This window comes from Rhizobium sp. 10N427 (assembly GCF_056394605.1).
The window spans coordinates 286,290-298,933 of record NZ_JBFTID010000001.1; the positions used below are offsets into that span (position 1 = coordinate 286,290).

At 62.5% G+C, this 12,644-nt stretch carries 14 protein-coding genes; 6 read left to right on the forward strand and 8 right to left on the reverse strand.

All coding sequences use genetic code 11. From position 1 onward, the window contains the following. Positions 1–112: 112 nt before the first annotated feature. Complete coding sequence (locus tag AC1DIJ_RS01235) at positions 113–937, reverse strand: helix-turn-helix transcriptional regulator (protein WP_162705999.1); 825 nt, start codon at positions 935–937, stop codon at positions 113–115. A gap of 102 nt (positions 938–1,039) precedes the next feature. Between AC1DIJ_RS01235 and AC1DIJ_RS01240 the strand changes: the two genes are divergently transcribed. Further along, the gene (locus AC1DIJ_RS01240) at positions 1,040–1,924 is read left to right on the forward strand and encodes an SDR family oxidoreductase (RefSeq protein WP_112388526.1); all 885 of its coding nucleotides are present in this window, start codon (positions 1,040–1,042) and stop codon (positions 1,922–1,924) included. A gap of 47 nt (positions 1,925–1,971) precedes the next feature. Here the strand turns inward: AC1DIJ_RS01240 and AC1DIJ_RS01245 are convergent, their stop codons facing one another. After that, positions 1,972–2,349 carry a response regulator gene (locus AC1DIJ_RS01245; protein ID WP_112388527.1) on the reverse strand — a complete coding sequence of 126 codons (378 nt, stop codon included), beginning with the start codon at positions 2,347–2,349 and terminating at the stop codon, positions 1,972–1,974. Positions 2,350–2,412: 63 nt separating this feature from the next. Here AC1DIJ_RS01245 and AC1DIJ_RS01250 point away from each other — a divergent pair, with 63 nt between their 5' ends. Both AC1DIJ_RS01250 and AC1DIJ_RS01255 read left to right on the forward strand, forming a co-directional pair. Beyond that, positions 2,413–2,694 (forward strand): response regulator transcription factor, encoded by a 282-nt coding sequence (locus AC1DIJ_RS01250; protein WP_405049559.1) that lies wholly within the window; start codon positions 2,413–2,415, stop codon positions 2,692–2,694. Between the two features lie 129 nt (positions 2,695–2,823). Continuing rightward, positions 2,824–3,603: a pyrroline-5-carboxylate reductase gene (locus AC1DIJ_RS01255; protein ID WP_112388528.1), complete on the forward strand. Its 780-nt coding sequence runs from the start codon at positions 2,824–2,826 to the stop codon at positions 3,601–3,603. A 12-nt stretch (positions 3,604–3,615) separates the two neighbouring features. On the opposite strand, the gene AC1DIJ_RS01260 is transcribed toward AC1DIJ_RS01255, so the two are convergent. Further along, positions 3,616–4,419 carry a class I SAM-dependent methyltransferase gene (locus AC1DIJ_RS01260; RefSeq protein ID WP_112389011.1) on the reverse strand — a complete coding sequence of 268 codons (804 nt, stop codon included), beginning with the start codon at positions 4,417–4,419 and terminating at the stop codon, positions 3,616–3,618. A gap of 112 nt (positions 4,420–4,531) precedes the next feature. On the opposite strand from AC1DIJ_RS01260, the gene AC1DIJ_RS01265 reads away from it, so the two are divergent. From AC1DIJ_RS01265 to AC1DIJ_RS01275, 3 genes are read left to right on the forward strand one after another with little or no spacing between them, the layout of a single operon-like run. Next, a complete protein-coding gene (locus tag AC1DIJ_RS01265; RefSeq protein WP_112388529.1) occupies positions 4,532–5,662 on the forward strand; it encodes an ABC transporter substrate-binding protein in 1,131 nt (376 codons plus the stop codon). Positions 5,663–5,665: 3 nt separating this feature from the next. Next, complete coding sequence (locus AC1DIJ_RS01270; protein WP_112388530.1) at positions 5,666–6,730, forward strand: FecCD family ABC transporter permease; 1,065 nt, start codon at positions 5,666–5,668, stop codon at positions 6,728–6,730. Beyond that, positions 6,724–7,485: an ABC transporter ATP-binding protein gene (locus AC1DIJ_RS01275; RefSeq protein ID WP_112388531.1), complete on the forward strand. Its 762-nt coding sequence runs from the start codon at positions 6,724–6,726 to the stop codon at positions 7,483–7,485. The genes AC1DIJ_RS01270 and AC1DIJ_RS01275 overlap by 7 nt, the downstream gene beginning before the upstream one ends. A gap of 18 nt (positions 7,486–7,503) precedes the next feature. Here the strand turns inward: AC1DIJ_RS01275 and AC1DIJ_RS01280 are convergent, their stop codons facing one another. The 5 genes from AC1DIJ_RS01280 to AC1DIJ_RS01300 all read right to left on the reverse strand — a co-directional run bounded on the left by AC1DIJ_RS01280 (position 7,504) and on the right by AC1DIJ_RS01300 (position 12,590). Then, entirely contained in the window at positions 7,504–7,947 is a 444-nt protein-coding gene (locus tag AC1DIJ_RS01280; RefSeq protein ID WP_112388532.1) for an SRPBCC family protein, read from the reverse strand. 123 nt (positions 7,948–8,070) lie between these two features. Next, complete coding sequence (locus AC1DIJ_RS01285) at positions 8,071–9,705, reverse strand: FGGY-family carbohydrate kinase (protein WP_112388533.1); 1,635 nt, start codon at positions 9,703–9,705, stop codon at positions 8,071–8,073. Positions 9,706–9,760: 55 nt separating this feature from the next. After that, the gene (locus tag AC1DIJ_RS01290) at positions 9,761–10,489 is read right to left on the reverse strand and encodes an SDR family oxidoreductase (RefSeq protein WP_112388534.1); all 729 of its coding nucleotides are present in this window, start codon (positions 10,487–10,489) and stop codon (positions 9,761–9,763) included. Between the two features lie 26 nt (positions 10,490–10,515). Then, positions 10,516–11,775 (reverse strand): sugar ABC transporter permease, encoded by a 1,260-nt coding sequence (locus AC1DIJ_RS01295; RefSeq protein WP_112388535.1) that lies wholly within the window; start codon positions 11,773–11,775, stop codon positions 10,516–10,518. After that, entirely contained in the window at positions 11,772–12,590 is an 819-nt protein-coding gene (locus AC1DIJ_RS01300; protein WP_310290944.1) for an ATP-binding cassette domain-containing protein, read from the reverse strand. Before AC1DIJ_RS01300 ends, AC1DIJ_RS01295 begins: the two co-directional genes overlap by 4 nt. Positions 12,591–12,644: the final 54 nt, after the last annotated feature.

Below are 12,644 nucleotides of genomic sequence, written 5' to 3' on the forward strand. Positions count from 1 at the left end.
AGCTTTGGCTCGACCGCAAAGGCGCTGTCTGCCCGGCATTACGGGACGCCAAGCTGCTCGCCCGTGGATTTGTTCGAGGCGTTGGCTTCAAAAACCGGCGAAAGCGGATCGGCTATTCCTTCTCACTTGCAAGCTTGCGGATCTCGGCCGCGGTCGCAGGATCGACCGGATTGTAAATCACCAGCCCCAGATCCGGCCTGCCATCGACGGCAAAGGCGGAATATTCGAGATCGATCGTTCCCAATTTCGGATGTTTTAGGCGCTTGACGCCATCGCCATGCACGCGGACGTCGTTTTCCTGCCAGAGCCGTTCGAAATCCGGGCTGACGGCACTCAGTTCCTCGACCAGCTTGCTGACTTCAGACCCGGCGCCGGCCCGCGCGACATCCGCCCGGAAAGCGGCAACCACGAAGCTGGCAAGCGTTTCCCAATCATGCTGCTTGGCGCGGATCGCCGGGTTGGAGAATATCAGTCTGAGGATATTGCGTTTCTCCGGCGCAATCGTGCCGTAGTCGGTCAGCACGACGGCGGCAGCGCGGTTCCATGCGACCACATCCCACATCGCGGTCTTGATCAGCGCAGGACTTGCCTCAAGCGAATCCAGCAGACGTTGCAGCCGCGGGGTCACGCCTTCCGCCGGCCTGTAGCGCACTTCGGGAGGCCGCCCCAGCCCGAGCATGAAGAGGTGCTCGCGCTCCGGCTCTGTCAGCATCAGCCCGTTGGCGATCCGGTTGAGAACATCCGCAGACGGCGCCCCGCCGCGGCCCTGCTCCAGCCAGGTGTACCAGGTCGGGCTGATATTGGCCCGCTGCGCCACTTCTTCACGGCGCAAGCCGGGCGTCCGCCGCCGGCCCGACAGGCCGAAAGCGGACGGATCGAGTTTCACACGGCGGTCTTTCAGGAAGGCTGCAAGCGTGCCCGGCGTGTTGATCGGCATGGTGATCCTGTTAGCTATTATAATAGGATAAAGTCACTACTTTAACAGGATGAACTCTAGCCGATATTCTCTTCGGAGTAAAACACGCAAGGAGACATTGCTGTGCGCATTTTTTTGACTGGAGCAACCGGCTTTATCGGCTCGGCGCTGGTGCCGGAACTCATTGGCGCGGGCCACGAGGTCATCGGCATGACTCGATCGGACGAAGGCGCGCGCGCGCTCGAAGCCGCAGGCGCTAAGGTCTATCGCGGGACGCTCGAGGATCCCGAAAGCCTTCGCAAGGGCGCGCTGGAAGCAGATGGCGTGATCCACACCGCCTTCGACCACGATTTCTCGCGGTTCGCCGAAAATTGCCAGAAGGATGCCCGGGCGATCGCCGCGTTGGGTGCGGCACTTGCCGGGTCGGACAGGCCGCTGATCATCACCTCGGGCACCGGCATGGGCAATGCCGAGTTCGGTGAATTGGGAAGCGAGGACGTGTTCAACACCAGCCACCCCAACCCGCGTGTCGCGTCCGAGCTTGCAGGGCAGACGCTGCTGGATGAAGGCATCAATCTTTCCGTCGTCCGGCTTCCACAGGTGCACGACACGTTCAAGCAGGGGCTCATCACGCCGCTGATCGAAATCACCCGCCAGAAGGGCCTCGCGGCCTATGTCGGCGAAGGACGCAATCGCTGGCCGGCCGGGCATCTGTCGGATGTCGCCCGTCTCTACCGTCTGGCGATCGAGCGAGCCGAAAGTGGCGCGCGCTACAACGCCGTCGCCGAAGAGGGCGTAGAGGCACGCGAGATCGCCGAGGCGATCGGCCGGGGCCTCAAGCTGCCGGTCAGATCGATCTCCCGTGAGGAAGCCGCAGCGCATTTCGGATGGCTGTCGATCTTCACCACGATCGACTTCCCGGCATCGAGCGCCAAGACGCAGGCCGTGCTCGGATGGCGTCCGACCGGACCGTCGCTAATCTCCGATCTCAACGCGATGCAGTACTAATGTTACAAGCGGGCGGACGCTATTGATGGCGCCCGCCCGCAGTTCTATCACAATGCCGCCGCGCGGATCACATGCCCGCGCCGCCAATCGTCCGCTGCTTGCAACGCCGACTGGATCCGCTCGTCGGTAAACGGCTTGCCGACCACCGCGAAGGCGCCATCGAAACCCTGCGAGACCGCCTGCGGAGAGCCGGTCACGAAGATCACGCTGATCCCGAAACGGTCGATCAGCCGCCGGGCGAGTTGCGTTCCGCTTGTCCCGTCCGACAGCCCGACATCGACAAGTGCGGCATCAGCCCGAGGCGCGAAAGCCAATGCCTGCTCGATCGTCGAGGCCGGGCCAAGCGCGCGATGACCAGCCTCGACGGCAATTCTTTCCAGTTCCAGGGCGATGAACCCTTCATCTTCGACAATCAAGACGTTCATGAATCTATCTCCTCGCGTCACGAAGAAATTGCTCTGCCAAAGACGTTTTCAAGCGGGATCACGATGTTTTTCACCGATCGCGAATGCATCAGGATTTCGATGCAGAAGGCTGCAATCCGGGAGACGAAATCCCATGTAAAGGGGATGACGGCTCAGGTTACCAAACGGGAAAAGGAAATTCTCACGCTGATGTGCGCGGGAAAGACGGCGCAGGAAATCGCCCTCATCCTCGGATGTTCGGTGCACACCGTCCGCACCCATATCGAGGCGCTGAAGACGAATTTCGCGGTCTACAAGGACACTGCGCTGGTGGCCGCCGCTTTGCGGCAGGGCGTCATCGACTGACGAGGCCTCGACGTCACTCACACAAATATCTGAAAAATGAGGACTATTCTCGGACAGGGCCGCCATCGGCCCTTTTGCGATCAAAGCGCTGCCCCTATGATCTCGCTATCAAAGGCTGCGGAGTGTGACATGAAAGCGAAAAGCATAGGCTTCGTCGGTACCGGCGCGATCACGGAGGCGATGGTCAGAGGTCTGCTCAGCGAACCCGCCTATCCCACCGAAGTCCATCTCTCGCCCCGGAATGCAGAGATTGCCGCAAGGCTGTTCAGCGAGTTCGCGGCCGTCAGCGTTGCGCCCGATAATCAGACCGCCGTCGATCGCAGCGACCTCGTGGTCCTCGCGATCCGCCCGCAGGTTGCCGAAGCCGTCATCGGCGAACTGACGTTCAAGCCGGGGCAGTCGGTGGTCAGCATCATCGCCGCCACCGAGCGCGAAGTCCTGCTGAAATGGATCGGCACCGATATCCATCTGGTGCAGGCCATTCCCCTGCCCTTCGTTGCCGAGCGCCAGGGCGTGACCGCCATCTATCCTCCGGACCCCGCCGTCGCTGCCATGTTCGACGCGCTTGGCAAGGCCGTCCAGTGCGAATCCCGCAAGGAATATGATCTCCTCGCTGCGGCAAGCGCGTTGATGTCGACCTATTTCGGCATCATGGAATTCACCACCGGATGGCTGGAAACCAACGGACTGGAGCGGACGAAGGCCCGCGCCTACCTCGCGCCGCTGTTCGAGAGCCTGGCGCGGCGCGCCAACGGCCCGCATGCCGGCGATTTCAACGCCTTGAGCGAAGAATTTGCCACCAGAGGTGGATTGAATGAACAGGTTCTCCGCGACTTCGACGCCGATGGCGGCAAGACCGCTTTGACTGCAGCACTCGACCGGGTCTTTGCCCGTATCGAGGGCCGGTAACCGGACGTCTGCTCAGAAAGGCTTTTCGCAGCAGATGGCATAGCGATGCTGCAGCCCGCGTGCGGCCGCTTTCAGGATATTCCAGTTGGCGGCCTGCGCCTTGTGTACCTGCCGCAGATCCCGGTCGATCTCGATACGCTGAAAGCCGGCGGCCGCGAGCAAGGCCGCGACCTCATCGGCTCTCGCACCGCCTGAGAAATAGACCTGCCGGAGAATCTCTTCGTGCTTTCCGGTCAGCTCCGGCGGCGCGTGCTTCGGGTCGGTCCGCAAGAGCCCCACCTTCTCCAATATGCCTGCTAGCTTCTTGAGCAGGCGTTCGGCCCGTCCCGTATTGACGAAATCGCCATCGACGATCAGCAGGCGGCCGCCGGGCTTCAGCACCCGCAGCCACTCGCGAAAACAGCTCTCCGGATCGATCAGCGTCCAGACGAGATGGCGCGTGATGACCACATCATAGGCGGCATCCGGCTCCATCGTGTGCTCGGCATCGGCGATGCGAAAACGGATGTCGCGGCCGCGCTGCCGGGCCTTGGCGCGCGCCCGCTCCAGCATGGCTTCCGACCAGTCGAGACCCGTTACCTTGTAACCGGCGTCGTCCATCAGATGCGAGATCACCGCGGTACCGCTGGCAAGGTCGAGCGCGCCGCGGCCATCGCCGGGACCGAGATGCTTGGCGATCAGATCGCGCCAGGCGCGGCGCTCGTCCTCGGAAAAAATCTCATGCCCTGGAGAGGCATCGAAGGTGGCGGCCCGCGCCGACCAGTAGGCCTTGATCTCCTCCTTCAGGTGATAGTTGGTGCCGTTCACTGCGCTCATTCCGGTTCTGCCGCTCATCCGTTCTCAGTCTTGAATTGCTCTAAAAGATAAAACTTGACTATTGCAATCATAAAATAATAGAGCCCCCTAGATTTTCACGGGGGACCACTCAATGCACATTCAATTCAAAGCCGCAGGCCTCTCTGCAGCACTGCTGCTTGCCACCGTCTGGCCGGCACTTGCCGAAAAGATTTCGTTGAAGGACGTAACCGGCCGCGACGTCGAGGTCGAGGTTCCCGTCAAGCACGTCATTCTCGGCGAAGGACGGCAGATCTACTTCCTGGCGGCGCTCGACAAGACCAATCCATTCGAACACGTCGTCGGCTGGCGCGACGATCTGCCCAAGGCCGATCCCGAGACCTACAGGGCCTATCTTGCCAAGTACCCTGATATCGCCAAGCTGCCGACCTTCGGCGGCATGAAGGACGGCACCTTCGACATCGAACAAGCCGTCACCCTGAAGCCCGATGTCATCCTGATGAATGTCGACGCCAAGACGGCGACCGAGGAAGCGGGCTATATCGAAAAGCTCGCCAAGGTCGGCATTCCGCTCGTCTATGTCGACTTCCGCGAAAAGCCGATGGAAAACACCGAGCCGAGCATGCGCGTCATGGGCAAGCTGATGGGCAAGGAGCAGCTGGCAGAGGACTTCATCAAGTTCCGCGCTGACTCCATCAAGGTCGTGACCGACAAGCTGGAAGCGGCCAAGCCCGCCCGCCCCGTTGTCTTCGTCGAGCGTGCAGGCGGCTACTCCGACGATTGCTGCATGTCGTTCGGAAACGAGAATTTCGGCATGATGGTCGAGATCGCCGGCGGCACCAACATGGCGAAGGATATCATTCCCGGAACCTTCGGCACGGTAAACCCGGAGCAGATCGTCGCTTCGAACCCGGATCAGATCATCGTCACCGGCGGCATGTGGGAAGCCTTCGTTCCTGGCGGCGCCTGGGTTGGCGTCGGTTACGGCGCCGATCTGACAGAAGCCAAGCGCAAGCTCGAGGCCCTGACCAAGCGCCCGGCCTTTACCGGCGTCAAGGCCGTCGAAGACGGAAATGTCCATGCGATCTGGCACCAGTTCTACAACAACCCCTACCAGTTCGTCGCCATCCAGGAGATCGCCAAGTGGCTGCATCCGGATCTCTTCAAGGACCTCGATCCCGAAGCGACCTTCAAGGAGTTGCATGCGCGCTTCCTGCCGCTCGACTACAAGCCCGGCTACTTCGTCTCCCTGAAGGGCGAGTAACCGATGGCCGGGACGGCTCTTACCGCTGACATCGCAGGGCGGGAGCGCTATCGCGCTCTCGCCTTCCGCCGGATCGTCATCCTCGTTCTATTGACGGCAGCACTCTGCGTCAGCGTCGCCGCCGACATGGCACTCGGTCCGGCGAATTACGAAATCCGCCAGGTTCTTCTGGCCCTGTTCAACCCGGAAGTCGCCGGCAACCAGCTAAGGGTCGTCATCTGGGATATCCGCATGCCGATCGCCTTGATGGCGGTCACCGTGGGTGCGGCCCTTTCCGTTGCCGGCGCGCAGATGCAGACCATCCTGTCGAACCCGCTGGCCAGCCCCTTCACGCTCGGGATTTCCGCGGCGGCAAGCTTCGGCGCAGCACTGGCGCTGGTAACAGGTGTCGCCGTCTTTCCGGCGGCCGTCCAGTATATGGTTCCGATCAACGCCTTCCTGATGGCGATGCTGGCATCGCTCTTCATCTATTTCGCATCAACAATGCGCGGCGTCAGCGTCGAAACCATCGTGCTGCTCGGCATCGCGCTGGTATTCTCCTTCAACGCCGCCTTGTCACTGCTGGAATATCTCGCCTCGGAACAGGCTCTGGCAGCGGTGGTCTTCTGGACGATGGGCAGCCTGACGAAGGCGACATGGGCAAAGGTCTACGTCACGGCTGCCGTGCTCGTCGTGACAGTGCCGCTCTTCATGCGCGATGCCTGGGCGCTGACCGCATTGCGGCTCGGCGACGACAAGGCGGCCAGCATGGGCGTCAATGTCCGCCGCCTGCGTCTGCGAACGATGCTGACCGTCAGCCTGCTTGCCGCCATTCCGGTCTCCTTCGTCGGCACGATCGGCTTCATCGGTCTCGTCGGTCCACATATCGCCCGCATGGTCGTCGGCGAGGACCAACGCTTCTTCCTGCCTGGCTCGGTGATCTGCGGCGCGCTGCTGCTGTCGGCGACATCGGTCGTCAGCAAGATGCTCATTCCGGGAGCGATCCTGCCGATCGGCGTGATCACGGCGGTGGTCGGCGTTCCCTTCTTCTTCGCGCTCATCTTCAGCAACAGGAGACGGTCTTGGTAGAGCTGGCACTCAGAGACGTCGGCGCCAATTATGGCCGCGTCACCGTTCTGTCGAAAATCGGCATTGGTACGCTCGAAAGCGGCAGCCTGACGGCCGTCATCGGCCCGAATGCGGCGGGCAAGTCAACGCTCTTCAAGCGCATTGCCGGATTGATATCGGGGCCCGGCGTGGTCGAGCTGTCTGGCACCGAACGCGGAGACCGGGCTGTCTGCTACATGCCGCAGGATACCGGCGCGAACGCCGTGCTGACCGTCTACGAGTCAGTGCTGCTTTCGGCAAAGCAGGGCGGCGGATGGCGCGTCCAGGACGGAGAACTCGATGAGATCGACGCGATCCTGAAGGCCCTGAGGATCGATGACCTTGCCTTCCGGGGACTTGGCGAACTTTCCGGCGGCCAGCGCCAGCTGGTATCGCTGGCGCAGGCGCTGGTCCGCAAACCCGAAGTTCTCTTGATGGACGAGCCGACCTCGGCACTCGATCTGCATCGCCAGATCGAGGTTCTGGCTTTCGTCGAAGGTCTGGCAAGCCGGACGGGGATGATCGTGCTGATCGCCCTGCACGATCTCAATCATGCGCTGCGCTATTGCCACAACACGATCGTGATCGCCAATGGCGCGATGGCGACGAGCGGTCCGACCCGCGACGTCATAACCTCAAACATGCTGAAGGACGTCTACAAGGTCGAAGCGCGGATCGAGACATGCTCCCGCGGCCACCCCTTCATCCTCGTCGATGGAACGGTTGCCGCAGGCTGATGCTTTGGGCCGGATCCGTCAGTTCCGGATATCGGGCTCGACCAGCCGGGCGAGGTTCTTCAGCGATTCCTGCCAGCCGAGATAGCAGGCTTCGGCCGGGATGAGATCGGGAACGCCCGCCTGAGTGATATCGACCTCGGTACCAACAGAAACCTTTTTCAGGATGACGGTGACTTCCATTTCACCGGGCAGGTTGGGATCGTCGAAAACATCGGTGTAGCGAACACGTTCGCCGGGCACGAGCTCGCGATATTCGCCGCCGAAGGCATGGCTGTCGCCTGTCGTGAAGTTGCGGAATGACATTCTGAACGTACCGCCGACAGACGCTTCCAGATGATCGACCGTGCAGGCGAAGCCGTTCGGCGGCAGCCACTTGGCAAGCGCGTCGGCCTCGATGAAGGCGCGGTAGATCTTGTCGGGACTGGTCGCCAGGACACGGTGCAGACGGATGGTGCTCGGCATGGTGTTCTCCTCCTTGCTGATGGAATGGAYATCCCAAGGACGAACATGCCTTCAACGATCCGACACGTCACCGGCATTTTTCCGAAAAATTCGGCGTAATCGTGCTGCCCACGGGCCGGGACGTCAGGAATCCCGCAGTTTGCGCGAGAGCGTCTGCAACTCTTTGAAGCCGTCATAGCGTTTCAGATGCAGCCCGGCGATGTCGCCACCCGCCGGTGCGAATGTCTGCTCGACGGAGGAGAGGCTGGTCATTGCCTCCGCCACATCGGCAAACTGACCACCGGCCACGGCAGCGAGAATGGCAGCGCCAAGCAGCACCGGCTCCCCGGCTTTCGTGGCCACGACCGGTTTGCCGCTCGCATCGGCCAGCAACTGGCGAACGAAATCGTGCTGGCCGGCGCCGCCGCTGACGACGATGTTGTCGACGGTGACGCCCGCATCGGCCTGTGTGTCGACGATCTGCCGCAGCCCGTAGCCGATGCCGCAGAGGCCTGCGACGTAGAGAGCAACGAGACTATCGATATCCCGCTCCATGCCGAGACCGGCAATGACGGCACGGGCATGCGGATCGGCGAAGGGCGCGCGATTTCCGAGAAATTCCGGAACGACATGCAGACCAGTGGCAAGCGTGACGGCACCGGAAGCACTGCCCGCCCTTTCGGCTGCCATATCGGCCAGCAGCACCGGCAGCGGAATACCGGCGCGCTTAGCAATATCCTTTGCCTCGCCGGCGGCCGGATGAAAGGCGAGCAGCTGGTCGATTGCCGCGCCCGCAGCACTCTGGCCGCCCTCGTTCAACCAGAGCCCGGGAACCATCGCGGAATAGTAGGGACCCCAGACGCCCGGCACGAAGGCAGGCTCCGATGTCGATGTCATCGTGCAAGAGGATGTGCCGAAGACATAGGCGAGATTGGTCTGCGGCCCGCCACCGATCCCGACAGTGCCGATCCCGCCGGCATGCGCATCGATAAGACCGGCCGCAACCGGCGTCCCGGCGAGTAGCCCAAGCTCCTCTGCAGCTGCAGCCGTCAAGCCTTGACCCAGCGCCGAGCCGGGCTCGACGATCGTCTGGCCGATACGGGCAAAGCCTTCCGCGGCCAGCTCGCCAAGACCGACCTGCTCGAAATATCCGGCGTCCCAGCGCTGCTCATGGGCCAGATAGGTCCATTTGCAGGTGACCGTGCAGGTCGAGCGCGCGATATCGCCTGTCGACCGCCAGGTGAGGAAATCGGCGAGGTCGAAAAACTGCCATGCCGCGTCGAAGACCTGCGGGCGGTTTTCCTTGAGCCAGAGCAGCTTCGGCGTTTCCATCTCGGGCGAAATGCGCCCGCCGACATAGCGGAGCACATCGTGGCCGAGCGCGTTGATGCGCTCCGCCTGAGGAACGGCCCGGTGATCCATCCAGACGATGATGTTGCGATCCGGATCTTCCGACGGCCCGACCGGCAGCGGCCTTCCGCCCTCACCAAGCACCACCAGCGAACAGGTCGCATCGAAGCCGAGACCGGCGACGGTCGCGGCATCGATACCTGCAATGGAAACGGCTTCGCGCACGGCCGCGCAGACTGCGGCCCATATTTCCGTGCTCGACTGCTCGACGATCGAACCCGGCGCATGGAACAGCGTGATGTCCCGCTTGGCCGATGCCAGCATCCGGCCGGTGAGGTCGAAAATGCCGGCGCGGGCGCTGCCGGTGCCGACATCGACGCCAATGACATGTTTGCCACCCGCTTGCGGCGTGTGAGATGTGTCGCTCATGGTCTCTCGTTTCAATCTGGCAGGAACAGGGGCAATCGGGACGGCGTCGTCAATCTCAGAGATCGACGCTGTTCGGCAAGATCACCAGATCACGGATCGTTACGTTGCGCGGACGCGACAGCATGAAGAGCACGGCATCGGCCACTTCCTTCGGCTGCATCAAGCTGCCATTGGCCAGCGCATCGTCGAGCTTCGCCTTCGGCCAGTCGTCGAGCAGAGCGGTGACCACCGGCCCCGGCAAAACGGCGCCGACGCGAACGCCGTGCGGCGCCACCTGGCGGCGGGTGGAATGGACGAAGGCCTGAACGGCGAATTTCGAAGCGGTGTAGATCGGCTCCCAGACCACAGGCACGACGCCGGCGATGGAACTGGTGAACAGGATGTCGCCGGACTTTTGGGCAATCATGTGCGGCAGCACGGCATGAACCGAGCGGAAAGCCGCGTTGATGTTGAGGTTCAGCATCCGGTCCCACGCATCGGGATCGCCTTCCGCCACCGGGCCGCCGATATAGGCGCCGGCATTGGCGTGGAAGATATCGAGACCTCCGGCGATCTCCAGGATCCGCGGCAGCATGCCGGAAACCTGCTTGCCGTCGAGAAGATCGACGACGAGCGGCAGGGCGCCCTCACCGATCTCCTTGCACAGCGCCTCAAGCTTGTCCGCGGCGCGATCGACGAGCACGACGGTTGCGCCTTCTGCATGAAGCGTACGGGCACATTCGAGCCCGATGCCCGACGCAGCGCCGGTGATGGCAGCAACCTTGCCCTTCATGAGTTCAGTCATGGAAATACTCCTTCATAAAATGCGGATCAGGCGCGTCCATGGCTGACACGGGAGCGGCGGGCGAGCGAATCGACGATGACGGCGATCGCAAGAACGGCCCCTGTTATCATGTAGCGCAGCGACGAGCTGAGATTGAGAAGCGTCAATCCGTTGGAAATCGCCTGGATCACGATGATGCCGAGCAGAGCGGAATAGGCGCTGCCGCGTCCGCCGAAGAGGCTGGTACCGCCGATGACGGCTGCAGCGATGGCGTTGAGGTTGACGTCGCCAGTGCCGGCCTGCTGGCTGGAAGAGGCCAGCCGCGAGGCCGAAAGGATGCCGCCGATCGTCGCCAGCGTCGAGCAGAGCATGAAGGCGCTGAGATAGATACGGCGGACATTGATGCCGGCGCGGCGCGCCGCTTCCCGGTTGCCGCCGACGGCGAACATCGAGCGTCCCCACTGCGTCCGCGTCAGCGCGTAGTTCAGCACGACGGCAATCAGGACGAAGAGGCCGAACATCCACGGCACGCCGCGGCCGAGATTGAGATAGTAGGCGGCAAATTCGAGAGCGGCGGTCAGCACGGCGGCCTTGATCACCAGCGCGCCGAGCGGCTGCTGGGAGAGATTGACCGACTGACGCTGCTGGCGTTTGCGCATACCGTTCACGATCAGCACCAGACCGGGCAGAAGCGCCAGCAGATGCGAGAGCCAGAAGGGCATGACGAGGATCTGGCCGAAGCGGACCAGCGGCGAGGCGAAGGGCAGATTGATACTGCCTGTCGGCCCGAGGATATAGAGCTGCATACCGAGAAGCGCGAGCAACCCGGCCAGCGTCGCAACGAAGCTCGGCATGCCGAGCCTGTTATAGAGAACCGCATAGAGCGCACCGACGACCATGCCGGCGATAATGGCAACGATGATCGCCAAAGGCAGCGGCCAGCCGGTATTGACCCAGAGGACGCCGAGGATTGCCGACGAAAGGCCGCTCATCGATCCCACGGAGAGATCGATTTCGCCGAGCATCAGCACGCAGACGATGCCGAGCGAAATGACGCCGACCGTCGCACAGTCGAACAGCAGATTGACAAGATTGTTCGGCGCCAGGAAGATCGGGTTGAGGATCGAGAACACCGTCGAGATGACGATCAGGCCGACGGCGACCGGCAGCATGCCGAGATCGCCGGAGCGCACGCGGTCGAAGAATGCCTTGATCATCGCGCCGATGCTGTCGTCGTGCCGCACACGCTCGTCGCTGCGATCAAGTGTGGCAGCCGGCGCAAGTGTATTGGATGGTTTCTGGCTCATGCCGGGCTCCCGCTGTTTTCCTGGGCTGTGCTGCTCTTTCGTTCGAGCCGCCGGGATACGGAATTTTCGGTCGCACCCGTGATCGAGGCGACGAGTTCCTGGTTGGAAGCATCAGGCGTGAAGACGCCGTTGTTGCGCCCGAGGCGAAGCACGACGATCCGGTCGGCAACCGCACGCACGTCTTCCATATTGTGGCTGATGATGATGACGCCGAGGCCACGCTCGCGGACGCGCTCGATCAGGTTGAGAACCTCGGCCGTCTGTGCGACGCCGAGTGCGGCGGTCGGCTCGTCGAGCATGATGATCTTCGGATCGAGCAGCAGCGAGCGGGCAATCGCCACCGTCTGGCGCTGGCCGCCCGACAATGAAGCGATGGGCTCCCGGACCGAGGGAATGCGGGCTGCAAGTTCGCGCAGCAGCGTCCAGGCACGCACTTCCATCGCCACCTCGTCGAGGCTCCAGGGCGACAGCTCGTGGCCGAGGAAAAGATTGGCGACGACGTCGAGGTTTTCGCAGAGCGCCAGGTCCTGGAAGACAGTTGCGATACCGAGCTCAAGGGCTCGGCCCGGGCTGTCCAGCGTCACGGTCTGGCCGCAGAATTCTATCGTTCCGGATGACGGCTGATGCACGCCGGCCAGAACCTTCACCAGTGTCGACTTGCCCGCGCCGTTATCGCCGACCAGCGCCACGACCTCACCGGCCTTGACCTCAAGTTCGATGTCGGTCAGCGCCGAGACCGCGCCGAAATTCTTGGAAACATTGCTCAACCGGAGGATCGTTTGTCCCTTCTCCGGCATGCCCTTATCGGTAACCATGGCTGAAGCCCTTCTTGCCCGGGAAACCTCCGGCCGCCATCAACGCGGCCGGAG

Coding starts and splice junctions, on each gene's coding strand:
- AC1DIJ_RS01235 (WP_162705999.1), bottom strand. CDS start 937: ATGCCGATCAACACGCCGGGCACGCTTGCAGCCTTCCTGAAAGACCGC.
- AC1DIJ_RS01245 (WP_112388527.1), bottom strand. CDS start 2,349: ATGAACGTCTTGATTGTCGAAGATGAAGGGTTCATCGCCCTGGAACTG.
- AC1DIJ_RS01250 (WP_405049559.1), top strand. CDS start 2,413: ATGTTTTTCACCGATCGCGAATGCATCAGGATTTCGATGCAGAAGGCT.
- AC1DIJ_RS01255 (WP_112388528.1), top strand. CDS start 2,824: ATGAAAGCGAAAAGCATAGGCTTCGTCGGTACCGGCGCGATCACGGAG.
- AC1DIJ_RS01260 (WP_112389011.1), bottom strand. CDS start 4,419: ATGAGCGCAGTGAACGGCACCAACTATCACCTGAAGGAGGAGATCAAG.
- AC1DIJ_RS01265 (WP_112388529.1), top strand. CDS start 4,532: ATGCACATTCAATTCAAAGCCGCAGGCCTCTCTGCAGCACTGCTGCTT.
- AC1DIJ_RS01270 (WP_112388530.1), top strand. CDS start 5,666: ATGGCCGGGACGGCTCTTACCGCTGACATCGCAGGGCGGGAGCGCTAT.
- AC1DIJ_RS01280 (WP_112388532.1), bottom strand. CDS start 7,947: ATGCCGAGCACCATCCGTCTGCACCGTGTCCTGGCGACCAGTCCCGAC.
- AC1DIJ_RS01285 (WP_112388533.1), bottom strand. CDS start 9,705: ATGAGCGACACATCTCACACGCCGCAAGCGGGTGGCAAACATGTCATT.
- AC1DIJ_RS01290 (WP_112388534.1), bottom strand. CDS start 10,489: ATGACTGAACTCATGAAGGGCAAGGTTGCTGCCATCACCGGCGCTGCG.
- AC1DIJ_RS01295 (WP_112388535.1), bottom strand. CDS start 11,775: ATGAGCCAGAAACCATCCAATACACTTGCGCCGGCTGCCACACTTGAT.
- AC1DIJ_RS01300 (WP_310290944.1), bottom strand. CDS start 12,590: ATGGTTACCGATAAGGGCATGCCGGAGAAGGGACAAACGATCCTCCGG.